The organism is Methanosarcina baltica (genome assembly GCF_055394095.1).
In genome coordinates this window covers 624,167-650,203 of the sequence record NZ_AP042463.1, presented here as the reverse complement: position 1 = coordinate 650,203, position 26,037 = coordinate 624,167, and the positions used below count along the sequence as shown (strand labels likewise).

General features: G+C 47.7%; 21 protein-coding genes and 1 CRISPR repeat array (1 of these 22 running past the window's edge). Of the genes, 5 read left to right on the top strand and 16 right to left on the bottom strand.

Going from position 1 to position 26,037, the window contains the following annotated elements; translation table 11 throughout:
• Nucleotides 1–571: a CRISPR direct-repeat array (repeat unit 37 nt; unit sequence GTCCGCGGGCAAGATCCACTAAAACAAGGATTGAAAC) (it extends 6,671 nt beyond the left edge of the window).
• Between the two features lie 436 nt (nt 572–1,007).
• The 3 genes from ACZ5QV_RS02855 (at nt 1,008) to ACZ5QV_RS02845 (ending at nt 3,970) form a co-directional block, all read left to right on the top strand.
• Nucleotides 1,008–1,469, top strand: coding sequence for a MarR family winged helix-turn-helix transcriptional regulator (locus ACZ5QV_RS02855; protein WP_464601136.1), 462 nt, complete (start codon nt 1,008–1,010; stop codon nt 1,467–1,469).
• A gap of 35 nt (nt 1,470–1,504) precedes the next feature.
• Nucleotides 1,505–2,941: an MATE family efflux transporter gene (locus ACZ5QV_RS02850; protein ID WP_464601135.1), complete on the top strand. Its 1,437-nt coding sequence runs from the start codon at nt 1,505–1,507 to the stop codon at nt 2,939–2,941.
• A 624-nt stretch (nt 2,942–3,565) separates the two neighbouring features.
• Complete coding sequence (locus ACZ5QV_RS02845) at nt 3,566–3,970, top strand: secondary thiamine-phosphate synthase enzyme YjbQ (protein ID WP_464602015.1); 405 nt, start codon at nt 3,566–3,568, stop codon at nt 3,968–3,970.
• Nucleotides 3,971–4,121: 151 nt separating this feature from the next.
• Here ACZ5QV_RS02845 and purF read toward each other — a convergent pair whose 3' ends face one another.
• The 3 genes from purF to ACZ5QV_RS02830 form a co-directional block, all read right to left on the bottom strand.
• The gene (purF, locus tag ACZ5QV_RS02840) at nt 4,122–5,537 is read right to left on the bottom strand and encodes an amidophosphoribosyltransferase (protein WP_464601134.1); all 1,416 of its coding nucleotides are present in this window, start codon (nt 5,535–5,537) and stop codon (nt 4,122–4,124) included.
• A gap of 100 nt (nt 5,538–5,637) precedes the next feature.
• The gene (locus ACZ5QV_RS02835; RefSeq protein ID WP_464601133.1) at nt 5,638–5,808 is read right to left on the bottom strand and encodes a 50S ribosomal protein L37e; all 171 of its coding nucleotides are present in this window, start codon (nt 5,806–5,808) and stop codon (nt 5,638–5,640) included.
• A 176-nt stretch (nt 5,809–5,984) separates the two neighbouring features.
• Complete coding sequence (locus ACZ5QV_RS02830; protein WP_464601132.1) at nt 5,985–6,203, bottom strand: LSm family protein; 219 nt, start codon at nt 6,201–6,203, stop codon at nt 5,985–5,987.
• Between the two features lie 357 nt (nt 6,204–6,560).
• Here ACZ5QV_RS02830 and thiD point away from each other — a divergent pair, with 357 nt between their 5' ends.
• The gene (thiD, locus tag ACZ5QV_RS02825; protein ID WP_464601131.1) at nt 6,561–7,889 is read left to right on the top strand and encodes a bifunctional hydroxymethylpyrimidine kinase/phosphomethylpyrimidine kinase; all 1,329 of its coding nucleotides are present in this window, start codon (nt 6,561–6,563) and stop codon (nt 7,887–7,889) included.
• Between the two features lie 224 nt (nt 7,890–8,113).
• The gene (locus ACZ5QV_RS02820; protein WP_464601130.1) at nt 8,114–9,409 is read left to right on the top strand and encodes a TrpB-like pyridoxal phosphate-dependent enzyme; all 1,296 of its coding nucleotides are present in this window, start codon (nt 8,114–8,116) and stop codon (nt 9,407–9,409) included.
• A gap of 143 nt (nt 9,410–9,552) precedes the next feature.
• On the opposite strand, the gene ACZ5QV_RS02815 is transcribed toward ACZ5QV_RS02820, so the two are convergent.
• The 13 genes from ACZ5QV_RS02815 to ACZ5QV_RS02755 form a co-directional block, all read right to left on the bottom strand.
• Complete coding sequence (locus ACZ5QV_RS02815; RefSeq protein WP_464601129.1) at nt 9,553–9,960, bottom strand: DUF1699 family protein; 408 nt, start codon at nt 9,958–9,960, stop codon at nt 9,553–9,555.
• Between the two features lie 499 nt (nt 9,961–10,459).
• The gene (locus tag ACZ5QV_RS02810; RefSeq protein ID WP_464601128.1) at nt 10,460–10,867 is read right to left on the bottom strand and encodes a DUF1699 family protein; all 408 of its coding nucleotides are present in this window, start codon (nt 10,865–10,867) and stop codon (nt 10,460–10,462) included.
• An 85-nt stretch (nt 10,868–10,952) separates the two neighbouring features.
• Nucleotides 10,953–12,245: a histidinol dehydrogenase gene (gene hisD, locus ACZ5QV_RS02805; RefSeq protein ID WP_464601127.1), complete on the bottom strand. Its 1,293-nt coding sequence runs from the start codon at nt 12,243–12,245 to the stop codon at nt 10,953–10,955.
• Between the two features lie 377 nt (nt 12,246–12,622).
• Nucleotides 12,623–14,821, bottom strand: a complete 2,199-nt coding sequence (locus ACZ5QV_RS02800; RefSeq protein ID WP_464601126.1) for an ATP-dependent DNA helicase — start codon at nt 14,819–14,821, stop codon at nt 12,623–12,625.
• A gap of 341 nt (nt 14,822–15,162) precedes the next feature.
• Nucleotides 15,163–16,929, bottom strand: coding sequence for a ribosome biogenesis/translation initiation ATPase RLI (locus ACZ5QV_RS02795; RefSeq protein ID WP_464601125.1), 1,767 nt, complete (start codon nt 16,927–16,929; stop codon nt 15,163–15,165).
• A gap of 153 nt (nt 16,930–17,082) precedes the next feature.
• Nucleotides 17,083–17,457: an EMC6-like membrane protein gene (locus ACZ5QV_RS02790; protein ID WP_464602014.1), complete on the bottom strand. Its 375-nt coding sequence runs from the start codon at nt 17,455–17,457 to the stop codon at nt 17,083–17,085.
• A gap of 285 nt (nt 17,458–17,742) precedes the next feature.
• The gene (locus ACZ5QV_RS02785) at nt 17,743–18,789 is read right to left on the bottom strand and encodes an MBL fold metallo-hydrolase (protein ID WP_464602013.1); all 1,047 of its coding nucleotides are present in this window, start codon (nt 18,787–18,789) and stop codon (nt 17,743–17,745) included.
• Nucleotides 18,790–18,954: 165 nt separating this feature from the next.
• Nucleotides 18,955–19,221, bottom strand: a complete 267-nt coding sequence (gene trxA, locus ACZ5QV_RS02780) for a thioredoxin (protein WP_464601124.1) — start codon at nt 19,219–19,221, stop codon at nt 18,955–18,957.
• Nucleotides 19,222–19,945: 724 nt separating this feature from the next.
• On the bottom strand, nt 19,946–20,761 hold the full coding sequence (cofE, locus tag ACZ5QV_RS02775) for a coenzyme F420-0:L-glutamate ligase (protein ID WP_464601123.1): 816 nt from the start codon (nt 20,759–20,761) through the stop codon (nt 19,946–19,948).
• Nucleotides 20,762–21,104: 343 nt separating this feature from the next.
• Complete coding sequence (locus tag ACZ5QV_RS02770) at nt 21,105–21,983, bottom strand: methylenetetrahydrofolate reductase (protein ID WP_464601122.1); 879 nt, start codon at nt 21,981–21,983, stop codon at nt 21,105–21,107.
• A 161-nt stretch (nt 21,984–22,144) separates the two neighbouring features.
• Nucleotides 22,145–22,759, bottom strand: coding sequence for a methylenetetrahydrofolate reductase C-terminal domain-containing protein (locus ACZ5QV_RS02765; protein ID WP_464601121.1), 615 nt, complete (start codon nt 22,757–22,759; stop codon nt 22,145–22,147).
• Nucleotides 22,760–22,761: 2 nt separating this feature from the next.
• On the bottom strand, nt 22,762–23,988 hold the full coding sequence (gene folP, locus ACZ5QV_RS02760) for a dihydropteroate synthase (protein WP_464601120.1): 1,227 nt from the start codon (nt 23,986–23,988) through the stop codon (nt 22,762–22,764).
• 358 nt (nt 23,989–24,346) lie between these two features.
• Nucleotides 24,347–26,011 carry an IS1634 family transposase gene (locus ACZ5QV_RS02755; protein ID WP_464599431.1) on the bottom strand — a complete coding sequence of 555 codons (1,665 nt, stop codon included), beginning with the start codon at nt 26,009–26,011 and terminating at the stop codon, nt 24,347–24,349.
• Nucleotides 26,012–26,037: the final 26 nt, after the last annotated feature.

The window sequence follows — 26,037 nt, the reverse complement described above, 5'->3', positions numbered from 1 at the left end:
GGACTTCAACCTGAAAAAGGACCGCGTGAAGTCCGCGGGCAAGATCCACTAAAACAAGGATTGAAACAGGATTTCCAGCGGCTCCAGGTCCAAGAGCTTCCGGTCCGCGGGCAAGATCCACTAAAACAAGGATTGAAACGGAACTGCTATTTCAGTGGTAAGTGATGAAATACCTGTCCGCGGGCAAGATCCACTAAAACAAGGATTGAAACCCCCCGGTTGCAGATGAATCAACGAGGTTATAAATAGTCCGCGGGCAAGATCCACTAAAACAAGGATTGAAACGTTGTATCGTTGCGATTCTACGAGAGTACATCAAAGTCCGCGGGCAAGATCCACTAAAACAAGGATTGAAACAAGGCAAAGAGCACGGAAAAAAGCGGGGTCAGTAGTCCGCGGGCATGATCCACTAAAACAAGGATTGAAACAAGGCAAAGAGCACGGAAAAAAGCGGGGTCAGTAGTCCGCGGGCAAGATCCACTAAAACAAGGATTGAAACAACTTGACAACCAGCTTTTGAAAAGGGTTAGATAGGTCCGCGGGCAAGATCCACTAAAACAAGGATTGAAACTATCGATGATGTGCCCGTGCCCCTCCGCGAAGGAAAGCTTATCCATGTCCCCGCAAATGAGGTTCAGTATCTCGAAAATACTGGAAATTTATCCCTTTGTTTCCTTGCCATAGAGCAGCCGGCCTGGTCAGTGGAAAATGAGGAAGTCATGGAATAAGCAAGATTGAAAAACTTCCTAAAGTTAAATACGGATGGCTTCACATCTGTCTTTTCCTATTTTTTTATCGGACTTTTTCTATTTTTTATATGATATCCGGATCAGCCTGAGATAAAGACAAAAAATACAATGCTATTTTTCCCACTCTTCCAAAACAAGAAACTATAAATAGAAACCATGGTATTTAGTTAGAAATCTAACAAATTATATACGAATTATAAAGAATCAAACTATTTTAAATTAAACAATTCACCAAAATCGCTGATAGGGGTGTAAAAAATGAAAGACGAAAAGGTAAAAGATGCCGTAAGATTACAATTTGAAGTGCTTCACCTCATTCACAAACATTTCGCAAGCATATTTCACCAGATAAAGGAGAGCCCCTACAGCCTGAACAAAAACCAGAACCGGGCCGTCATGATCATTGGGGGAAAAGGAGAGGTCATGCCCTCAATGCTGGGAAAATATCTGGACCTGCAAAAAGGAAGCCTCACCAGCATGGTTGATGCGCTCGAAGAAAAAGGGCTTGTGTACAGGAATGGGGATCCCGGGGACAGGAGAAAGACTCTAGTGTCCCTTACGGAAAAAGGGATGGAGTACAGGGCCTGGCTCATGGAAAAGACTGAAGAAAGCGTATCCGAAATTCTGAACAGGCTTGATGAAGAGGATATAATTGAATACCAGGCCAGTCTGGAAAGCCTTTTGAAAGTATTTAAGAAGCTTGACGAAAGGAAACCGTAATCAAGCGCTGATTTTTATTAAGAGATGATAGGGAAATGACTAAAAAAACATTTAAGGATACGGTTTCGGCCGATAAAACCGAAAATAAAGATACAAAGGGCGTAAAGACCCTTCAGGGAGACCCGAAAAAGGCCATAGTGAAACTGGCGATCCCCATGATAGTGGCCATGTCCATACAGACCATTTACACCCTGGTGGACACCTTCTGGGTCTCGGGGCTCGGAGCTGATGCCCTGGCTGCGATGGGTTTCATCTTCCCCTTCTTTTTTATTCAGATGGCCCTCACAAACGGGCTGGGAGTAGGGGGGGGAGCTGCAATCTCCCGGAGAATCGGGGCCAGGGACAAGGTCGGGGCCGACAATGTGGGCGTGCATACGCTTGTCATAATGCTCCTGGTCATGGCCGTCTTTACCGTGTTATCTCTTGCCTTTGTGGAAGATCTCTTCATACTAAGTGGAGCCGGAAAGACCACAGCCCTTGCGGTCGCCTACTCGAAGGTGCTTTTCGGAGGCAGCCTCATAGTCTTCTTTGCAAACGTGGGAAATGCCATTCTCCGGGCCGAGGGAGACTCAAAACGGGCCATGCTGGCCATGGTTATGGGCTCCGCCCTGAATATCGTGCTTGACCCGATCTTCATTTACAGGCTGGATATGGGGATTGCGGGAGCTGCCTGGGCGACGCTTATTTCCTTCGGGCTTTCCTGCATTATGATGCTCTACTGGTTCTTTGTCAAAAAAGACAGTTACCTCTCTTTCGATTTCGGAAACTTCAGCTTTGACAGGGGCATTGTCCGGGACATCTTCAAGGTAGGAGTTCCCGCTTCCGTCCAGCAGATTACCATGGCTTTGACAGCCCTTATCATAAACCTCATTATCGTTGTGGTCAGCAATACGGACGGAGTCGCGGTCTATTCCACGGGCTGGAGGGTCGCAACAATCGCAATCGCCCCCCTGATAGGAATTTCAATGGCGATGGTCTCAGTCTCAGGAGCCGCTTTCGGGGCCCGGGATTTTGAAAAAGCGAAAGCTGCCCATTCCTACTCGATCAAACTCGGGCTCCTGATCGAGACTGTACTCGCCCTTGCGACCTTTGTCCTGGCCCCCTGGATTGCCTCGGTCTTTACCCAGGCCGAAGGTGCGGCCCATATAGCAGGGGACCTGACAGTCTTTCTGCGGATTATATGCATCTTCTACCCGACCGTTTCTTTCGGGATGCTCTCGTCTTCCCTCTTCCAGGGGGCGGGAAAAGGCATGAACGCCCTTGCCGCAACGATTCTCAGAACCATTGTGATGACCCCCCTCTTTGCGGCCCTTTTCGCTTTTGTGTTCGACATGGGGACCGTCGGCATCTGGTGGGGACTCGTGGCAGGAAACGGGATTGGAGCAATGGTTGCCTTTGTCTGGGCAAAGCTCTTCCTGAACAGGCTTCTGAAAACAGAGCCTGTAGTCAGGTCGGTGGAGTGCGGGGCCTGAAGGGAAATCGACCTTTCGTGCTTTTCGCAGCTCAATCCAATTTTTTTTTTTTTAATTTTTTAAACTTTCTTCACTTTTCTATTTTCCAGGATTATATCGGTCCAGAATAGGAAACAATTAATAATATTGAATAGGTAATAAGATTCCGTACACCTTTTAACAATCGCGCTTCAGGAAGGAGAAATAATTTATGCACGAACCAGCACAAAAAGAAACCTTAAGACCTGTTTTACATGGCTTTCTCTTATGCGACCGCCGTTTTGTTTCCCGTAAAGAAGTGATAATCATGGAAAAATTCGGAGTGCTCCGGAAAATATTAAAAATTTCAAGAGCATGATCCCGGAAAACCGGAAACAGTCGTTTTCGGAATATCTGAGAGAGCGTTTCTCTGTCGAAAATCTCCCAGAATTTCCTCCAGCAGCATTCCTTTAAGACCTGAGTCCGTAATCCTTATTAAAGCAGGGGTTATTCTCTGGCCCCCGCATAACCTCCTTTTACATTCTTTTAAAATTGCCTTCCCGGCCCGGAAAATCATAAATTCTGAGCATTACTTTTCTATATGTGTTTGATTCCGATACTTTATCTGTTTTAAAAACATTATAAATATAAACAGGAGGCAAAAACCTGAAACTAAGAAGCTCGGAACGTATCGAATTGATTGATATCACGGCCGATGTAGAGGAAGCAGTCAGAAAAAGTGGCATAGAAAATGGGATCTGTATTCTCAGTACCCGCCACACCACAGCGAGCATAATTATCAACGAAAACGAAAGTGGTCTCAGGAAAGATATCCTGGCTCTCCTTAACAGGCTTGTCCCGGACGGGGCCGGTTACTTGCACAACCGGACAGATAACAATGCCGATGCTCACCTGAAAGCTCTGCTCCTGGGCTCAAGTGAAGCCCTGCCCATAACAGACGGGAAACTTGAACTCGGAACCTGGCAGAGTGTGTTTTTCGCAGAGATGGACGGGCCGAGGGAAAGGGTTGTGAACATTACCCTGCTTGGGGCCGAATGTGTAAAAAAATAATTTGCACAGTACAGGTCTAAAAAATACGCACTAAAAAAGAAGCACTAAAAAAAAGAAATAAGAGCCTCTGCGGGGCTTTACATTAACAACAAAGTTGTTAATAAACCAGAATTATTAGCAGGTTTTTTGCCGCAGGCTCTTATTCTACAAATCATTCAAAATCTTTCAACTTCAACTGTCCCTTCCGGCAGTTTTCTCCCTTAATTTCCACCGGGTACTCGCCGGTCAGGCAGCCCACGCACATATTATTTCTATCGCATCCCAGAGCTCTCATGAGTCCTTCTATGCTCAGGTAGCCCAGGGAATCGGCATTGATCAGGCCCGTAACTTCATGTATGCTTCTTTCGGAAGCGATCAATTCCTTCCTGGTGGCCATGTCGATCCCAAGATAGCAGGGGGCTATGATCGCAGGGCTTCCTATCCTTGCGTGCACCTCGGATGCGCCGGCTTTCCGGACCATGTCTATGATCCGCCTTGAGGTTGTGCCCCGGACGATGCTGTCGTCCACAAGGACCACGCGCTTTCCCTCGATGTTTTCCCGAATCGTGTTCATCTTGAGCCTGACCGCTGTTTCCCGCATCTCCTGTCCCGGAAGGATAAAGGTGCGGCCTATATAACGGTTTTTCATGAGGCTTTCAAGGTATTCGGTTCCGGATTCCCGGGCGTAGCCGATGGCCGAGGTAATCCCTGAGTCAGGAACAGGGGACACTATATCCGCATCCACAGGGTGTTCTCTTGCAAGTTCCCTGCCTATTCTTTTCCTTACCTTGTAGACGAGTTTGCCGTCGATAATGGAATCGGGTCTTGCGAAATAGATGTACTCGAAGACGCAGTGGGCCGGGCGCAGCTCGTTTGCCACCTGGTGGCTTTCGATCTCACCTTTCCTGAATACCAGGACCTCACCGGGTCTCACGTCCCTGATCAGTTTCCCATTCAGGGTGTCAATTGCAACACTTTCCGAAACAATGGCATATCCTCCGTCCACCTCTCCGTAACAGAGAGGCTTGAGTCCCAGGGGGTCTCTGACTGCGATCAGGACGTCGTCTATCTGAATTACCAGGGAATAAGAACCCGAGAGCCTGTGCATGACGTTCCGGACCGATTCCACAGGTTCATGCTTTATCAGTTCCTTTACGAGCAGATGAGCAATGACCTCGGTATCGGAGTCGCTTACGAAAATCCGGCCTTCGGACTCAAGTTCATCTCTTAGTTCCGTGGCGTTTACCAGGTTCCCGTTGTGGGCAAGAGCGATAACTCCACCCTTGAAATTCAGGATAAAAGGCTGGCAGTTCTCGATCCTGGAAGAGCCTGTAGTCGAATAGCGTACGTGCCCTATCCCGACGTTTCCCTTCAGGCGGCCCAGTGACTCCTTTGAGTATACATCCGCTACGAGCCCCATACCCTTAATGGAATAGGGGGACGTGCCGTCGTACACTATTATACCTGTCGATTCCTGACCCCGGTGCTGGAGAGCATAAAGGGCGTAATAAAGTTTGAAAGCGACAGTACTTGATTGAGGCTTGCATTCCGGGATAACAAGGCCTGCAACCCCGCATTCCTCTTTCAATATAGACCTCCGGTGTAGTAAAAATAGTGAATTGAGGGCTAATCCCATTTTTTAATTTATAATAATAGGTTAAATTGCAATTGAGGGTTTTCAATTGCAATTAGTACTTGCACTTTGCTTTCCACTTGTAACTTCTCATGCGGGTGGACTTTCCAAAACCACATGATGTGCACTGTTTTGTGTGTATGTTGAAAGAAACGCTGCCGCATCTCCTGCATTTGATATGCGTGTGCTTCTGCTTCTTTCCCATTGATGCTGTGCCTTTACTCATTTTCAAGTCTCCTGCTTATAAAAAATTAAAATGGTTTGAGTATCCTGCTTTTTAATCTGAAAAACCTGCCTTGAGAAAAGCAGCTTTTATTAGTGAAACTACCTGTTTTCAAGGGCCTATGGAAGGCCCTTCAGGCACCTGAGATTAACAGTAATACATGAAGTGCTTGATATAGCTTACGGGGATACATATACCACGTTATCGCCGCGTATGACAACACTTCCAAACTTGTTTACGATTTCTCCTTCTTTTAATTCTTCAGCATTGTCAAGTACGAGGTTCATATGAATATCGTAACCTTTCAGTTCGCCTCTAAATTCGCGTGCGCCTTTCAACCTGACAATAACGGGCGTATCCAGTGCGTTGTTCAGTATGTCCAGAGGTCGATTTGCCATCCTTGAAATCCCCTTAAAATATTATAAATCAAATCATTCTCTATATCAATATAAATAGTTAATCCAGAGTTAAATCAATCGCTGCTAATAATGATATTCTGTGTAACATCTTTTGTACTAAGGTCTGTAAACACAATATATGTTATACGCAACAAAGTCGTAAAAACAATATATAAAGCTATCGAAGAATCAAGCACTTCTTCCTAAAACCTTCGCCTGAAAGTTCAGATTTTTGAAAAAGGGGACCTCTTCTGCTGAGTGAGTTGAAAACCTCATAATAACCTTATTATATTCATACTGAAAAACGGGCCGAATTATTCAGTTATAAGGAAATACTAAAAAATAGGGCTAATAATTATGATCGAGAAACCTATCGTAATGACAATTGCAGGTTCGGATTCGGGAGGAGGAGCAGGGTTCGCGGCTGATCTGAAGACCTTTGCGGCCTTCGGGGCCCACGGTACCTGTGCAATAACTTCTGTGACAGCCCAGAACAGCACTGGAGTGAAAGCCAGTTTTGACCTGTCTCCGGCCGCCGTTGCCAGGCAGATCGAGGCGGTCTGCACGGATATGGATGTCAGGTGGGCAAAGACCGGGATGCTTGCGGGCCCTGAAATCGTAAGGGAGGTTGCAAAGCAGGTCCGGAAATACGGTTTATCCCTCGTGATAGACCCGGTTATGGCCGCAGAAGCCGGAGGTGAGCTTTTGAGAAAGGAGGCTTTGCAGGTGCTGAGGGGGGAGCTGCTCCCCCTCTGCAAGGTCACAACCCCCAACTCCATCGAGGCCGGGGCCCTGGCAGGCCTGCCTGTCAATGACAGGGAAGACGCGAAAAAGGCCGCCCGGAAAATTGCAGACCTGGGGGTTGAAGCCGTGATCGTCACCGGAGGGCACCTGGACGCTTCGGACCTCTTATACGAAGCTGCTCCGGACAGGTTTACTGTTATTTCCGGAGAGTTTGTGGAAGGGGGAACCCACGGCACAGGCTGCACCTATTCCTCGGCCCTGACCGCCTGCCTGGCCCGGGGCCTGAGCCTCGAGGAGGCCGCAGGGGAGGCGAAACGCTTTGTGGTAGAGGCAATAAGACACAGCATCCCCGTGGGACACGGCGTTTCTCCGGTAAATCCCCTGGGTGCGACTCTGGAAAGGGAAAGCCGCTATGAGGTCCTCAAAAACACCAGAAAAGCCCTGACCCTCCTTGAGGCCAGCCCGAAGTTCGCAGAACTCATCCCGGAAGTCGGCTGCAATATAGGCATGGCAATTCCCGGGGCCAGAGCTTACGGAGACGTTGCCGCAGTGGAGGGCAGGATTGTCAGGTACAGGGGAAGGGCAAGGCCCGTGGGCTGCGTGGAGTTTGGGGCCAGCCAGCATGTGGCAGGGATAATCCTTGCGGCTCTTCGGTATGATCCCGGTATGAGGGGCGCCGTAAACGTGAAATTCTCGGATGAGGTCATTTCCGCCTGCATGGCCCTGGAACTTTCCGTATCTTCCTTTGACAGGGCTGATGAACCCGGGGCCGTGAGCAGTATGGACTGGGGGACTTCGGAAGCTATAAAGGCCTGTGGAAGGGTTCCGGAGATCATCTATGACAGGGGCGGGGTTGGAAAAGAACCCATGGTCCGGGTTCTGGGTTCAAGCGCAATGGTGGTCGCAAAAACCGCTCTCAAGCTTGCGGAAAAGTTGGGCTAAAAATTCCACATCTACTTTTTCCATTTTTTTTCCATTTTTCACATTCATTTTTCCATATTCATTTCCGTTTTTTTTTCATATTATTTGCCAGTTATTTGTATAATCTCGTGGATAAAATCCGTAAAGTACATATACGTTATGTGATACTCATCCATGTCATATATGTCACATTTAAATACATCAAAGTACAAATATATACATAATGTTTTTAGGGGATTTGACTTATGGAAAAGACAAAAATCATCCTTGACGAAAACGAAATGCCGAAGAAATGGTACAATGTGCTGCCTGACTTTCCGACTCCGCTTGACCCTCCTCTTGACCCGCAGACAAAGGAACCACTGAACCCTAAGGCGCTTGAGCTCATTTTTCCTAAAGAGCTCATCAGACAGGAAATGAGCGACAAACGCTACATCGACATCCCGGAAGAAGTGCGTGAGGTTTACAGGCTCTGGAGACCAAGCCCCCTGTACAGGGCTCACATGCTGGAAAAAGCCCTCAAGACCCCTGCAAAAATCTACTACAAGTACGAGGGGGTAAGTCCTTCAGGCAGTCACAAATCCAACACTTCGATTGCCCAGGCTTACTATAATATGAAAGAGGGAACCGAGAGGATAAGCACCGAAACCGGAGCTGGACAGTGGGGAAGCGCCCTTGCCCTGGCCTGTAACTATTACGATATGGAATGCAAGGTCTACATGGTCCGCTCGAGTTTCTACCAGAAACCTTACCGGAAATCCCTGATGAATATCTGGGGTGCAAAAGTTGTCCCATCTCCGAGCCCTGATACGGAATTCGGGAGGACGATCTTAAAAGAGCAGCCTGACACCCCGGGAACTCTTGGCGTTGCGATCAGTGAGGCGGTGGAGGATGCGGTAACCCATGATAACACAAAGTATGCTCTCGGCAGTGTCTTAAATCACGTTGTGCTGCACCAGACCATCATAGGGTCGGAAAGCAAAAAACAGCTTGAACAGGAGGATACCTATCCGGACGTCGTGATCGGTTGCTGCGGAGGTGGAAGTAACCTGGGTGGTATAGGGCTTGAGTACATCAAGGACAAGCTTGAAGGAACGCACGACCCGAGGGTCATTGCGGTTGAGCCTTCGTCCTGTCCGAGCCTCACAAAGGGCGATTTCAGGTATGATTACGGGGATACGGCCGAAATGACCCCCATGCTCAAGATGTACACCCTGGGCCACACCCATGTCCCGCCCGCAATCCATGCCGGAGGCCTACGCTACCACGGAGATTCTCCAATCATCAGTAAGCTCTACGCCGAAGGCCTGATGGAAGCCGTTTCATACGACCAGAAAGTGATCTTCGATGCGGCGGTGCAGTTTGCCCGGACGGAAGGAATTATCCCGGCTCCCGAGTCTGCCCACGCAATCCGCTGTGCAATCGACGAGGCCCTGAAGTGCAAAAAGACAGGTGAAGAAAAGACCATCCTCTTTAACCTGAGCGGACACGGGCACTTTGACATGACTGCCTATGACATATACTTTGAAGAAATGACTTGAAAAAGGAGAAAAGGAATGGGGCATAAGGCTGGAAACAGGTCTTACAGGTTCTAAAAAAGGACCTTCCAGGTTCTGAAAAGCAGGTGCTAGAGGAGTTTTAAACTCCTCCCGGCCTCCCCATCTCATTTAAATCAAAAATGAACTTATTCGATTTCTTTTTTATTCAGAATGTACATGACCATCTTCGAGTTAAGCTTGCTTTCCCTCGGTATTTTTTCCGAGATTTCCTCTGCAGGAACGCCTTTAGCTTTCATTTCTTTGATCTTTTCGATTACCTGAGATGGTACAGTGTAGTATTCATTGATGTCCTTCCTGTGCCCCCACACATCTCCTTCCACCAACTGGACTTTCTGCATATCCAGGAACATTTCGATCGATCTGGAAATCGTGCGCTTGTAGGACTTGGGAAGCTGAATTACCTCAAGCCTCGGACAGGTCTCCGCTAACAAAAAGATATCTTTGTTGGAAGGCCTGAACGCAAGGTGAACGACCTTTTCGTTTGGGTTCAAAGAAATGATCTCATCTCTTGAACTCACAACTCTTATTTTCATAACAATCCCCCAATCTTCTGCCTTATTTTAAATCAAATAAAATTTATACTGCGGCCATCTTTAAATAATTTTCTATGGTTAAGTGTGGGTTTAAGCCCTGAATAAATAATTAATAAAAGAAGTATGGGCGCCCCTGACTGAGTACTGGTTTACAATCAACGACACACTTTATAAAGACTGCAGCCTTTTAAGTAAGGGTTAATTAATGGAGTTGGGTGTCTGGTTATTTCCGGTTCCGGAGATTTCCGGTTCCAGGGTGTGAACTGGCTGCAGGCTTCCGATAAAAAAAGGGCCGAATCCAAAAAACAGATTACTCAGGTTTCTTCGGTTCCCCCTTTTAATGAAACCCCCTGGTAAAAGTATTTTTAAGAAGGCCGGACAGGTTTAAAATCTGTACGCTCCTGAGGCCATTCAGGCCTCACTCCTGAGTCAACAGGAAATGTTGAAGACAACAGGCCCTGAACAAACCGCTTAAAATATAGGTAAATCCTCCCCCGGATCATTCCATAGATTTCTTGCTCAGGATATAGAGAATCATGTCCGTATTGAGTTTGCTCTCCCTTGAAATCTTTTCAGCGATCAGATCATTTGATAAGCGCTCAGCTTTCAGTTCCTGAAGCTTTCCCAGCACGTTCTGAGAGACATTGTAGTACTCGTTTATGTCCTTCCTGTGTCCCCATACATCCCCTTCGAGGAGGTTGATTTTCTGCATGTCCAGGAACATTTCTATTGACTTCGAGACGGTCCGGCGGTAAGATTTCGGAAGCTGGATCGCTTCGATTTTCGGGCATGTTTCCGCAAGCGTGAACACGTCTCTGTTGGAAGGCCGAAACGCAAGATGTACTACCTTTTCATTTGGATTTAAGGTCGGAATTTCTTCCCTTGAACTAACTACTCTGATTTTCATACCAATCCCCACTACTCCTTATTTATTAATATAACAAATTTTCTTACGGTTTAACCTCTTATATAAGTATCGATTAGCGATAACATTATTTATAAGGTTGCTCGGCGAACCGGACTCTCACAGCATCGGCGTGTGCCTGCAGGCCTTCTTCCTCGGCTAATGCGATTATAGTTTCTTTCAGACTTTCAAGTCCCCCCTTGCTGATTTTCTGAATACTTGAATACTTTATAAAGTGGTTTATATTGAGTCCCGAGTAGAGTTTCGCATACCCTGCAGTTGGCAGCACGTGATTGGTACCGGACGCATAGTCTCCCGCCGAAACTGGAGCATAGTTCCCCACAAAGATAGATCCGGCATTTTTAATCCTGTCAAGCACGAAATCCGAATTTTCGACCATTATTTCAAGGTGTTCCGGCCCGAATTTGTTGCTGAAGTCAATACATGCCTCCAGAGACTCAAGTGTAAGGACTGCGGCATTTTCAAGGGAAAGTTTTACGATTTCACTCCTTTTTGTTTTTCCGGCCTGTAAAAAGACTTCTTTCTTAACAGCTTCCGCGAGAGCTTCTGAGGGAGTTACCAGGACGGATACGGCGTTAGGGTCGTGCTCGGCCTGGGCGATAATGTCCGCAGCCGCCATTACAGGTTCCGCTGTGTCGTCCGCAATAATCAAAACCTCGCTCGGACCAGCTGGAAAATCGATTTCCACAACGTCTCTGACCTGCATCTTGGCGGCCGTTACAAAGACATTTCCAGGTCCCACAATCTTCTGGACTTTCGGAACGGACTCTGTCCCGTAGGCCATGGCTCCGATGGCCTGGACTCCACCGAGCTTGAAGACCTTATTGGCTCCCGCCACCTTCGCCGCAGCAAGCGTCAGGGGAAGGATAGACCCGTCAGCCCGTGGGGGAGTGCAGACAATAAGCTCTTCAACTCCTGCCACCCTGGCCGGAATCACGGTCATGAGCACGGTTGATGGGTAAGAAGCCCGGCCTCCGGGAGCGTAAGCCCCGACACTTTCCAGAGGAGTCGCCTTCTGTCCCAGTTCAATCCCGGGGGAAAACTCCATGAACCAGATCTTTTCAGGAAGCTGCGCCTCGTGGAAGGCCCGGATGTTAGCTGCTGCCTTCTCAAGGTGTCCCAGAAGTTTCGCGTCAATTTCCCGGACAGCCTTTTCGATTTCCTCTTTACTCACCTCAAAGCTTTCAAGCTCCACCCTATCGAATTTCTTCGTATACTCCCGCAGGGCCTCGTCTCCCTTTGTACGTACATCCGCAAGGACGCCTGCAACCGTTTCTCCCACATCGGCAAGCCCCGCTTCCCGGCAGAGCAAGTTCTGCATTTCAGCTTCCGATACATCTGATAATTTTTTAAATAACATGCCCATTGTCTCCTGCTTAAAATTAATTTTTTGATTAATCTTTATTTTAGATGTTATGTTGACTGCAACCATAAAACCCCTGATCCAATTTAATATTTTCACTCCGGGCCGTTTGCATGACTTTAATTCTAAAAAAAATGGATGGAAAGATGGGATAAATTGGGAAAATTGAAAGAAAAAAGAGGAAGAGAAAGAGAAAAGAGAACGAAAAAAAAGAAAAGAGAATAGAGAAAGGAAAAATTGAAAGAAAAGAGAATGGAAAAAGAAAAAAGGATCTCCAAAATAAGGTTTATAGTCCGCTTGAGCTCGCGCAGCGAGCGAAACGGACACCGTGCTCCCGAAGCGGAACTCGGGTGCCGAAGCGGAACTCGGGCGTTTCAGAAATCATTAATGTTTTTCTGTTCTTCTCCTAACTTTTTTTCAGGCCCGGTTTTTTCCCGGCTCCTGGATGCTTCCTCTGCTTTCTCAGGGCGGCCGAGCTGCCTGAAAATCCTTGCAGCGACTCGTGGCCCCACGACTGCAGCCACCGTTTTCGGGTCCGCTTCAAGGAGACCGGAAAGGGTGGTAAAACCTGCGGAATAAAGTTTCCGGGACCTGACCCGTCCGACGCCCTTTATGCCGAGCAGTTCCATGAGTTCAGGGCCTGCCCCGTAATGGAGCCTCTTCTCAAGTTCCTTTGCGTTCTCCGCCCCTTCCAGGTCCAGCAGGCCCGCAAGCTGAGAAAGGACGTGCATGATCCATTCCCCGATATCTGCAATTGCCCGGATGTCCCCTTCTCCTATCCCGAACTTATCGCATATCTCGTTTTCAGGCCTTTCCCGAATCCAGTCCGTCAGCATAAGGGCGGTCTTGACTTCGGCCAGGAACCACTCGTATTCCGCATTCTTGAAGGGCTTTGGGACCTCCGCAAACTCCTTAATGTGGGAGACCACGAAGTCATTTACAGGCCCATAATCGGGCCGGCGCATATAGAGCTGCCGCATATCGGGGGTGCTGCAGACCAGGTGGAGAAAGGTCAGGTCGGTCAAACGCCCCGCCTTTTTCAGCCCGTTCACTAAAATCGATGCGGAGAGGGGGTCGAGGTAGAGCCTTGAAACCAGCACCCCGTAACTGGTTGCCCTGAGGCTTTCGGAGTCCTCGAGCATCCCTTCATTCTTCAAAAAGTATAGGCACTCGTCCACAACCGAGGCCAGCCCGAAATTCGAGTACTGGAACGCAAAAAAGGTCGCTTCCAGAAAGCCCATAAGCTCTTCCCTCGTCCGGGTAAAGCCGTTTGCGATTGTGGACAGCACATGCGTCCGGAGTGCGTTTTCGGTCCCGAGCTTGGACCAGATCTCTTCAGGCCCGGCCTCTATATAGCGCCCAAAAAGGTCCACAAGCGCCTCATTCGAACCTGCAAGCAACACAGCTTCCCCGTAAGGGTCAAGCCTGGGTCTCCCTGCCCTTCCTGCCATCTGCTTGTATTCCAGGACAGGGATGGGCTGCATCCCGGCCCCCGGGGAATAGCGCCTGTAATTCCGGACAATAACTCTCCTTGCCGGCAGGTTCAGACCCGCTGCCAGAGTGGGGGTACTTGAAATCAGCTTTATCCTGCCCTCCCGAAATCCCCTTTCCACAATATCCCGCAGAGCCGTGTTCAGGCCCGCGTGGTGGAAAGCCGTCCCCGAACGGATACATGAGGCCAGTTCAGCCCCGGTTTCGGTCTCACTGGAGTCCAGGACCCCTTCCGCGAGCAGGGCAAGGGCTTTCCGGTCCCCGGAAGATAGGAGCTTTCCAACCCTGGGAGCAGCCTTCCTGGCAAAACCCGTACAGTTTTTCCTGCTGCTCTCAAAAACCAGACACTGCCCTCCCTCCTGAAGGGTGTCAAGCACAAGGGATACCGCATCGTCCGGGTCCTCCTTCCGGACAGGCCTTTCAAAGTCCCTGCAATAATAGGTCCCGTCCAGGAAGACCCCCTCCCGCAGTTCCGTGGGCCTCCACTCGCTCAGGACGAGTTCCGCCTCCAGCCAGCCCGCAAGCTCCTTCGCGTTTCCAATGGTCGCCGAAAGGGCCAGGATCTGACATTTCGGGTTTATCCTTCTGAGTTTTGTAAGTGTGACCTCCAGGGTAGGCCCCCGGTTGGGAGAATCAATCAAATGGACCTCATCGGCCACGACCACCGAAATTTTCTGCATCCAGGCAGTCTCGTTCCGGAGCAAAGAATCCGTCTTCTCCGAAGTTGCCACAATAATATCGTTTGACCCGAGCCCCTCATCCCTTTGGTCATAGTCCCCCGTGGAAATTCCAACCTTTACCCCGAGTTCCGCAAACTCCTGAAAATGCCTGAACTTCTCGGAAGCCAGAGCCCGGAGGGGCACTATATAGAGCGCCTTTCCTCCCCCAAGAATGGACTTCAACATCGCAAGCTCGGCCAGCAAAGTCTTTCCCGAGGCCGTAGGAATAGCCGCAAGGAGGTTTTTCCCCTCCAAAAGTCCCCTCTCAACGGCCTCCGCCTGGGGCGGATAAAGTTCCGCAATCCCGGACTCAATATAAAAACGCTTCACAACTTCCGGCAGGTCGAGGCTCTCAATCTTCATAAAATCAGAAACTCCCGCATCAGATAAAAAAGTAATTAGAGATCGGAAGCAAGCGGACAGTCTTCCCAGACGAAGCGAACTTCGGGAACTGAATCCGATACTTCCTGAAAGTCCCCTCGAACGAAGTGAACTAAAGGAACTAAAATCGATGCTTCCTAAAAGTCCTCTCGAACGAAGCGAGAAGGACCCCGGGCTGTTGAGAGTTCATCGCAACCAGGCTAAATATACGTTAATAGTCCGCTTGAGTGAGCGAAGCGAGCGAAACGGACCCCGAGCTCCCGAATCGGAATTCGGGCGAATCGGAATTCGGGCATTACAACTCGGGCAGTGCAATGCGGGCTTCACTCGGCAGCTGCGTAATAGTAGTTGCCGTTTTCCTTTTGTTCCCTGTCAAGCCTTGAAGACTGTTTGTTCACCCTGGGGCGTTTGGTTTCTTCATCCCGGCGGAAGGTGATTCCCAGATTTTTCAGGAACCTGTTCATGCCGTTTTGCATACTGAAGGGCCCGTGGGCCTCCCCGTAAACGACGGGTTTTCCTTCAAAGACCAGGAGGCGGTGACAGAGCATATCGATCATATAGATATCATGGTCAACCACCATGACGGTCTTCTGGTTGTTTTCGGCAAAGCGGTTAATGACCTTCGTGACCATGGAGCGCTGTTCCACGTCCAGATGGGCGCTCGGCTCGTCCAGAATATAGAGGTCGGCTTCCCGGGAGAGACAGGCCGCAATTGCCACGCGCTGGAGTTCTCCTCCACTCAGGTCATCCAGCATGCGCTCATAAATCTTTTCGAGCTGCAAGGGGTTTGAAATCTCCACTTCATAGTAACTGGTCCCGAACTTTCTGGAAATTCCCTGCAGGAAGCTCCGCACGTTCATCTGGATGTCAGCCTTGATGTACTGGGGCTTGTACGAAATCTTAACGTCAATTCCGGGATCTCCTTCATCAGGCTTAATTTCTCCTGCAAGCACCTTCACGAAAGTGGATTTTCCAATCCCGTTCTGCCCGACGATTCCGAGCACCTCGCCTCTCCTGATATCTCCACCCGTGGCCTTAAGGGAAAAGCCTTCCCCGTACTTTTTAGAGAAAGCCCCAAAAGTAACAGCGGCCTCAATTTTACTCTCGTTTTTTGGGGGGTGGACCTCGAACTTGATAGCTTCGGGGCGGACGCGGATATTTTCTTCGGGGAGGAAGCCTTTAAGGTACTGATTGATCCCGATCCTGACACTCTTCGGCTGGGTAATCACACCAAACCCACCGGGTTCACCGTATGCCACATGGATCACATCAGCCAGCATGTCCAGGATGGCCAGGTCGTGTTCGACCACAAGAACGGCTTTTTCTTTGGAAAGTTCCTGAATCAGACGGGCCACCCTGATCCGCTGGTGGATATCCAGGTAAGGGCTGATTTCGTCAAAGAAATAAAACTGGGCATCCCTTGCCGCACAGGCCGCAATGGCCATCCTCTGAAGTTCCCCTCCACTGAGTTCCGAGACGTTTCGGTCGAGGACGCCTCTAAGATCCAGATAGTCAATAAGCCCTTCAAGGGCTCCTCTCTCGTCGGTCTTTTCCAGCAGTGCGGAGGTCTTGCCCTTGAAAGCTTTGGGAATCAAGTCCACGTACTGCGGCTTCTGAGATACCTTTACCTTCCCGCCGACCACGGCCCGAAAGTAGTCATGAAGGGCTGTTCCCGCATAGTTTTCGAGCACCCTGTCCCAGCTCCCTTCCCCTTCCCCGAAATTTGGGACAAGAGCTCCTGAAAGGATCTGGACGCAGGTACTCTTCCCTATCCCGTTCGGCCCGAGAATTCCTGTAACCTTTCCTACCTGCGGCACAGGCAGCCCGAAAAGGGCAAAACCGTTTGGCCCGTACCTGTGGGTCGGCACCTGCAAGGCTTCCGGCAGCCCTATGATCATGATGGCATCAAAGGGGCACTTGTTTACGCAGATCCCGCAACCCACACAGAGTTCCTCGGAAATGAAGGGTTTCCCGTCTTCCCCGAACACAATCGTCTCGTCCCCGGTCCTGACCCTTGGGCAGTACTTTTCACACTCATGGCTGCACCGGCGGGGCTGACACCTGTCTTTATTAAGTATCGCTATTCGCATGATCATCCCTTAAAAAACGTTTTTAATTTGAAAATTAATTACGTGAAATTTAAAAATTAATTATTTAATATTTAAAAATTAATTATTTGAAAAAGGCCCTGTAAATAAATGGTAAAAGGCCTTCCTGAGGAAAGCCTGTTTCCGAGCAAAAGCTCAGTTCAAAAGGAGAGTCCAGGTCACAAGAAAGAAGTCCAGGACAATGAACTCCACAAAGAACCAGTCCTTGAACTTGAACTCTTTAGTGCTGATCTTGAGGGCCGGATAGATCAGCTTCTGGGCATAGTAGGTGAGGGCAATGATTATCATAAGCAGGGCATACCAGATCCTGTCCTCCCCTGCTCCATACTGGCTGAAAGATACGAACCCGGCAAGAATTCCAAGAACGGCCGCTACAAGGGTCTTTATAATACCCTCTTTGTGGGCCTTTTCTTTTTCTTCCGGGGTCCTTTCCTTGATAATACTCTTTTTCTCCGGAGCCGCATCCTCGCTTTCGGGGCCTTTCGGGGCCTGCTTTGCTACCTTTTCCATTTTTGCTTGTTTTGCCTGTTCTGTTTTTTCCAAGGCTTCTGCCATTCTGGACTTCAAACTTTTAGACCTGGGGGTTTGTTTGCTCACCGTGCCTTATCTCCTGAATGTCAGCTTCTGATGAAAGGGGGAAAAATCTTGATTATTAGAATACCTGCCTGAAAGGGCGTAATGCACCCTGATGCTATAATTGACTCTTAAACGTGCAGGTGAGTAATGGAATGTAATTTAATGTAAGATGGTTTAAATATACTCAAGCTTTTGTTAGCCATATTGATTGTTCTTTTTTTAAATAAATTCATTGCTTAAAACATTACCGATCCGATCAAGGGAAATCGAATCGATTCCGAGGGAATTAAGGTGTTCCGAGAACCTCCCCGGCCTCGGCCCTCCGGGGTGGTAGATGACCGCAACTTCGGGATTGAGCTTTCTGACCATGGCTTCAAGCCCCCCTGCGTCCAGATGGTCGCTGATCCTGATGTTCGGGTAGGAATAATCGGTCCTGCATGTCAGCACATACTTTTTAATGTTCTGGGGGAGCTTTCCAAGGTCCCACGGAGGCACGACAAAAATCCCGGAATCCCCATCTTCTCCCTCAAGCCCTGCAAGGTTTCCGGCACTTTCCAGCATCCGGTCTGTCAGGGTCCTGCCTTTTGAAGCCATCCGGATTGTTCCCTCGTAGCCGAAACCCCGTAGAAGTTCCACGGTCCTCTGGGCTTTTCCGAAATCATAGGCCCCGAAAGCAACTCCTCCGTTCTCGATATTCTTTTCGAAACCGTTTTCGAAAAGAGCCCTTTTCAGGCTTTCCGGGTCGTCTTCAAAATGGCAGGAAGGGTCCGAAGGATCCCCGTAATTGGCTTCAGTAATCAGGACATCACAGGACGGAAGGGCACCTGCGTCCTTGACGTCTCCCGTAACCAGGATTTTCGTGCCGACATCGTTTTCCCAGTAAAAAGCAACGGCTCCTACCGTATGCCCCGTGGGGTAAGCCCTGACCTCGACTCCTCCCACATCAATGCTATCTCCCGATCGAAACGTCCTCCCTATATATTCCCTGTCGTGCCTGAGCTCCAGGGCGAGAGCCGTCTTTTCGGAACATATCGCTTTTTCGGAGAGCATGGCGGACTTGCCGTGATGATCGGAATGAGCATGTGTTATCAGGTAGGCATCGGGCTGGATGCATTTTTTGGGAGAACGGGTAGTGTCAACGGAAAACATACGGAGTTCTCCTGCCCGGCTCCTGAAACGTAAGGACAGGTGGGGTTTGAAACTTCCTCTGGAATTCTTCTGCCGAAGGGCCAGCACCCCAAGATCTATTAATTTTTTTGAAATCAAGACAATCCCGGAGAAGATTCTCTTCAAGGTATTTACTACTTCTTGCCGGAAGGGGCGAAAAACGCTGGCTCTCAAAAAAAGGGATACATCCGCAAAAAAACCCTGTTTGGAGTAGAAAAATCGTAAACAATGAAAAAATAAATAGGAAAGTTAGTTTGAGATTGATTACAATAGATTATCAAGTTCAGTAACAAGCACGCTCTTCTGGGTAACTCCCATGTAGCGTTTTATTTCTGTACCGTCTTTCTCAATAATAAGGGTCGGGACAGCATGTATGCCGTATTTGGAAGCGAGTTCCTGATTTTCATCCACGTCAATTATCTTGAACTCCACCCTGTCGGCATAATCCTTCTCCAGTTCTTCAAGAATTGGTTTTTGCATCCTGCAAGGTCCACACCACGTTGCGGAAAAGTCCATTAACACTGGTTTCATAAAATCACCTGGCAATACTCTGAAATATTATTAAATTTTTTTGGTTTGTAGTGCTGTCGGACAGCCCAATTATAAAAATCGCAAACATACGATCAGATCGTAAGCATACGGCCTCTTAGCTGAAGCTGTCCCGAGATCAAATCCGAAATCGCAATTATACGACCCCTGTAACGAAATAATCAGATACAGAGTCAATATTCATAGTATATATTATCTTCGAGTATATATAATGCTTATCTCCAGAACCTTCTAACTTTTATTACTTTTCAGTCCGTTTTCAGCTTTCAATAACTTTTTTTCCATATGTCTTCTCTCAAAGCCGTTTTATCTTTTTTTAGGAATAGTGAAAATATAACTTCAGGTTTTATTTCGGGAACTGCTTCATACTCAGACATGTTGTGTTTTTTTGTGAGGGGGTGTTTGGTGTGTGCATTCAAACCACGGAATACACGGAATACACGGAAAAAATTTTAGTCTGCTTGAGCGAGTGAAACGAGTGAAACAGACCCGTGCTGTTGCACTTGCAGTGCAACTCCCAGTAAATCTTCGATTTCCTGTGATCCCGAAGCGAAACTCGGGTAGCGGAACTCGGGGAATCCAGGGTAGTTTTTGAATCCGATTGCATAAATATCCAACTTACTCACCGGCCGCAGGCCGGTTTCCGCGTCTTCCGTGGTTAATAAATGGTAAACAAAAATACTTGATATTATATTTGACCCATTCCTTAATCTTTTTCTTGCTCTTCCGACCCTGTTTCTTCGGCATGTGCCTTTCTGATATTTCCGAAATACATACAGCCGTCCATTGAGATCGTGGGGACCTCGGGAGAACTGTCTATAAGTTTTACGGGAGCCCCCCGAATGAGCACGGCCGGCACCTGTTCCCCTGCTTCACCCATCAGGAGTTCCGCAGCTGAAACCAGGTTGTCCGCAACCGCCCTGTGCGTGAGGGTGAGGATTTTTCCGTAGATGTCAGAAAGTCCCCTGTCGTCTTCCACGGGCTCCAAGCCGGAAACCCCGAGGGCCAGGCCCGTACAGCCAAGCCGCAGGGGCTGGGTCCTGCTGTCTCCTACAATGACCCCGATCCGGCAGGAATAGCGCTCTTCAAGCCTTTTCCGGATACCTTCTGCACTTTTGCGCGGGTCTTCAGGTAGCAGTACCACACAGCCTTCCGGGGCGTTGGAAGCGTCAATCCCGGCATTTGGGGCCAGGATACCCTTTGTGATGGTAAGCGCGGCTCCCGGCACTCCCCCGAAAAGCTCTTCACATTCCCGCAGTACAAGTTCCATTTCCCTCGGGTCAATCCCATAGCGCTCTCCCAGTTCAAGCGCCTTTTTCCCGGGGTTGATGCTTGTCAGATTAACCACCCTGTTTTCCGAGGTGGCAACCGCTGACTCAGCAAGGACCAGCACGTCCCCGTCTTCGGGTTCCAGGCCCGCATCCCGAAATGCAGCTTCCAGGATCGGTACAAATTCATCCCCGGCTTTGATTATAGGGGTTTTAATCCCAAACATCTGGATTGAAGTGATTTTTGATATCATAATACTGCCTTTGATAGCTATTCTTTCCTTTTTCCTGATCCGGTAAATCAATTGACCGGGAATCCGACCTTAAAAATAAAGAATGATATTGATAAAGGTATCCAAAAAATCCGAAAAATTCCCACATTTCAGAGAGGGTAGGACTAAAAAAACTGATGAACTTTTGAAAACACTCGGGTAAAAAATAAAAATTCTGAAAACATATCTAAACGGAAGCCCCCCAGGAGATCAACATAAAAGGAGACCCTCCTAAAAATGTACTAAGTTAACACCGTAAAAAAATACAGGTTCTCATTTTAAAAAAGTGGGCCGCAGGTTTTCTGAAAATTTTATCTCCCGGGGGTTACCTGCGGGAGATTCCTGCCTGTTTGAGCAGTCCCAGGGTTCTGGAATGGGACCCGATGGGCATAATATGCACTCCCCTACAGAGTGTTTTCAGTTCCTTTACGGTTTCTGCTGCGACCAAAAACCCTTCTTCCAGGGGGTCCGGGGCCTTTTTGAGGCGGGAGACCAGTTCATCCGGGACGTGGATTCCCGAAATATTCTCGTTCATGTACTTTGCCATCTTTGGGGACTTCAGGGGAATAAGCCCTGCAAGCACGGGCACATCCAGGTGGCTTATGTTCTCCATAAACTCCTCAAACATCCCCACGTCGTAAACCGCCTGGGTCTGGATGAAATCGGCCCCGCACCTGACCTTCTTTTCAAGCTTCAGGAGCTGGAGAAAATCTTTCGGGTTAATGTTGGAGACTGCTCCCACACAAAACCCGGTTTTGCCCTCAAGTTCGTTCCCTGCAAAATCAAAGCCTGAGTTAAGCCTTGAAACAATATCCAGAAGCTGTACGGAGTCCAGGTCATACACAGCTTTTGAGCCGGGATGATCGCCGCAGGAGGGGTGGTCGCCACTCATCACACAGATGTTTTTGATCCCAAGAGCATAAGCTCCCAGCAGATCGGCCTGGAGTCCTATGCGGTTTCTGTCCCTGCAGGTGAGTTGCATGATTGGTTCGTGCCCCCTGTCAAGCAGAAATTTGCTGAAAGCCAGAGAACTCATGTGCATGATGGAGCACTGGTTGTCCGTGACATTCAGTGCGTCCACATAGCCTTTGAGCCCCTCGACATCTGCAAGGGCAGAGGAAACATCGGAGCCTTTGGGAGGGGAGATCTCGGCCGTAACAAGGAAGTTTTTGGAATTCAGTTTTTTTCTAAAATCTAAGTTCATTTACTCACCCTGCAGGAGGGCCCTTTCTTAAAAACCCGGGTCATCAGGTGGGAGTTTAAGGGGGGCATTTGACATTTTCGGTCTTGCATTATCACTCAAGCATTAAAAATATAGCATTTTTTCGAAGGCACATTTGGAGAATATCTATATAAGAAACAAAATTACTTAAAACCATATTCTCTGGGGGCATGCACTTCGTACAAAAGGTCAAGCCTTCCAATTTTCTTCAGACGTTCATAGATAAGGGCCCAGACACAGTCTTTTTCCCTGTCTACCTCGCATTTTCCATCCATGGCTCCTCCACAGGGGCCGTTAAGGAGCCCTTTGGGGCAGAGGGCCTTCGGACAGAACCCTCCGAACTCGCCGATATTGCAGTCCCCGCACATCACACAGAGATCGGAAAGGAGTTTGTCCTCGTTTGAACCTCCGAGGGAATCGGTGTTATTCGAACCGTATACGGCCAGGTCCACTACTTTTGCCACGGTCGAGATTCCACTTCCGCAGCCCATGACAAGGACGCAGTGTGCATCTTTTATAGCAGGGTTTTTCTCCACAATTGACTCATAAGACCGGATACTGCAGGCCGCCGTGGGAAGGGCCCAGCCCACAACATGCTTTCCGGCCGCTTTCAGGCGCTTTTCCATGTCAAGGACTTCGGGTTCACCTCCGGTCTTTAATTTTGCAGCGCATACATTACAGCCAATAATGAAGATATCATCCTCGTCCTTCAACATGGCCAGGACCTCTTCAAAGGGTTTCGATGAAGTTATTATCATATTTACCTCGAATAACGATATTCAGGATCCTTCCGCTTTGCGATACATTCCCGGACCATGCTGGAAATTAAGGGAAGTTTGCGGGCCTGCCCTTCCAGTTTATTGCAGAGGCGCTCAAACTGGAGCAGGGTCCCCAGCACAAGGATGTCGGTTCTTTCCGTCTCATGCGAAACCGCATCTCTTTCAAGGGCAGCGTCTCCCCCTCTTGCAAGCATCTCCTGCTTTACGATCAGGGCTTCGGTCGTAGTCAGGTTCTTGATTTTCAGGACCAGCTGGACACTTTTGTTCTGCATTACCCTTGAACCGGTTTCCGTTGCCCCGAGTTTTCGCATTTCCCGGTAAGCGTCTTTCGGGTCTTTAATTTCAAGTACGGAGACCTCGTAGCTTTCGGCCTTTACCACCGCCGGAAGGCTCCGGAGAGCCCCCGCAACCTTTACGGCGTCAGCGGTTTCGGGAACGTCGTGGGTGCGGATGATGTGGGCCCCCCTGTAAACCGCAATGGCTGCAGCCGCAATGCTCCCGTAAAGCCTTTCAGAAGCTGGCTTTTCCAGCACGTCCCCTATAAAGGACTTTCTTGAAAGGGCTGCCAGAATGGGTTTATCAAAGACCTGCAGGCGCTCCAGGCCGTCAAGAATTTCAAAATCGTAAATGGGAAGCTTTTCGTCAGTCCACCTGCCAAAAGCCGGGTCAAGGATAAGCTTTTCAGGATCCACTCCGGCCTTTTCGGCCTGCAAGATTATCTTTTCCAGAGAGTCCATTACAGCGTCTAGGCCGACCGGGTCTCCGGGAAGCTTTTCCGAAGCCATGATTATGGCAGGGCAGCCGTAATCGGCAACCACACTGACGAGCCGGGGGTCCGTGGTAAAGCCGGAGACGTCATTAATAATGTCTGCTCCCTTTTTGAGGGCCTTTTCCGCAACCCCCGAAAACATCGTGTCCACGGAAATTACCGCATCCACATTCCCCACAAGGGCTTCAAGGACCGGCAGGAGCCTTTTTGTTTCCTCCTCTTCCGTGATTGGGGCCGAAAATCTCCAGGTGGACCTGCCCCCCACATCAAGAAAACTGGCTCCGTCCTCCACCATCTGCAAGGCGGCCTCAAGCACCCTGTCAGGGGTAACAACAGAATCTTTGTAAAAAGACTCGGGGCTCAGGTTAAGGACGCCCATTACATGAGCAGGGTACCTGTCTCCGATTTTCAAACCGCAAATTGTAGTATCAACAACCATTTTTGACAACCAGATTTAACCTATTTTTACTCTGTATAATCCCGGATAGTTGACTATAAGGCATTTAAGCGCAGACAATAATTCTACAACAACTCAATAATTATAAAAAGCCAGGAATGTTGACAATTGCTATATTAACAATTGCCATATTAACAATTGAATAAAGGCCGTTATGGAAATAATCAAGATCGGTATAATGCAGGCCAATAAAGCCGTCAGCTCTCATTGGCTAACCGGATCATATTAAATAGGCGTCAATAATACATAAAACTTTACTTTCAAAGATGCATGTTTTTCCGTTATCAAGCGGCTTTGTTTGTGTGGGCCTAAGGAATGAATAATCCTACTGATGACGTTTTTATTGGGGTGGCAGGTAATTACCCAAGTTCAAGAAAGAAAATAATGATGCTTGCTTTGTACTCATCTCTTCCAGAATAATATTACACTTATTTGATTCTTTATCCTGGATAACTGCCAGCCTAATTTCGGACAAATTTTCAATTAGTCTTCTCATAGAAAGACCATATCTCTTTGTCTCCCAGGCTAAATATCTGTAGAAAAGTAAGCCAATTATAGACAGAAATACGTGAACTTTGATATTTTCATCTTTGTGGTGGTACACCGGTCCCACAGGGACAAGCAGGTGATCATTCAATAGCTTAAAATCATCCTCTATAGCGCCTTTATTGTTGTATGTTTGCACAATTTTTTTAGTGTGCCAACGGTGCTTATCTGTAAATAGTATATTTTTTCCTAATGAATTTTCGCGCTTATTTTTATTCTCTTCGTCAATCCAGAACTTTAACTGAGGTTTTTTCTTACCTTCAGGAGCATCAGTAATTTCATATTTCACCATACTTCTGTATTTTTTGATAATAATGTCTGCAACCTCTTTTTCTACACTGCTCCTGTTTCTTGCTTTTCCTCTGTTGCTTTCCAGTCTCCTCTGTAGGTCTTCCAGATTCTCAGTTATTTTTGACATATTTGACTCACAAGTTCTTTTTTGAAGTTTGTGAGTTCCTTCATTGAAAGTAATTACTGTTGTAAATTCTGTCCCGTAAAACTGATGCTTTGTCCGATAGCCATAAATTTTGTGGCCTTCTGAGCTTTCATATAAAAATTGATATTTAGATAATGGCACTTCAAGAAGATCATCTGCCTGATTTGCTTTTACAGCCCCTACAAAATTCATCTTTGAAGTTGCTTTTTCAATGTTGTCCTTTGAATTGTTTCCCTTATCAAAAACAAGAACAAGGTCTTCCGAACAAATATTCAATTCGGTTAGACGGTTTACTATTTTGTCAACCAGACCTGAAAATTCCTCTGAATCATGCACATTTCCTGGATATGTCTCGTGAATAAAAGGTAAGTTGTAATCATTAGCAGCCAGCGCTACAGATACCTGATTTTTGTCTTTACGATGCTTTTTGTTATACCCTTTATGAAGCAATTCACTTTTTTCATCATAATTGGTAGCATAAGTGAACCAGTTTGATTCATCCACAAACAGTACTGAAGGGGTTAGTCCTTTTTCGATGAGAACTCGGCACAAATCGTCTTCAATATTTTTCATTGTGTCGGAATCAATGTAATTCATATGATTCAAAAAATTCTGACAATTTAATTTATGAGGGAATTTCCACTTAAAAGATAAGGCCGATTTTTTGAACCATTCCCCAATACCGTTTTCACTTAAAACTCCATGAGATTTCCCCACTATATCAAGTAAAAGATACTCTCCGACACTTAAACCATCGATTGATTTTTTCATAGTGTGCTTGTTCACTATGTCAACGAATCCAAGCTCTTCATTCACATGAAGAAGTGCGGCAAGTTTGCCGTACTCAAAAGATTTCAGTTTCATGTAGGGCAATGATTCACTCTGTTTTTTCATTTCAAATATTTTTTCGGCATTGCCTAAATATATCTGAAATATAGTTTTCACTTTTCCATCAATTCTGCCAGTTTTAATAATATACCAGTATTTTTTACCGTTGATTATTTTCTGTTTTAAAAAAACCATGATATAAATTTAGGTTCTACGTATAT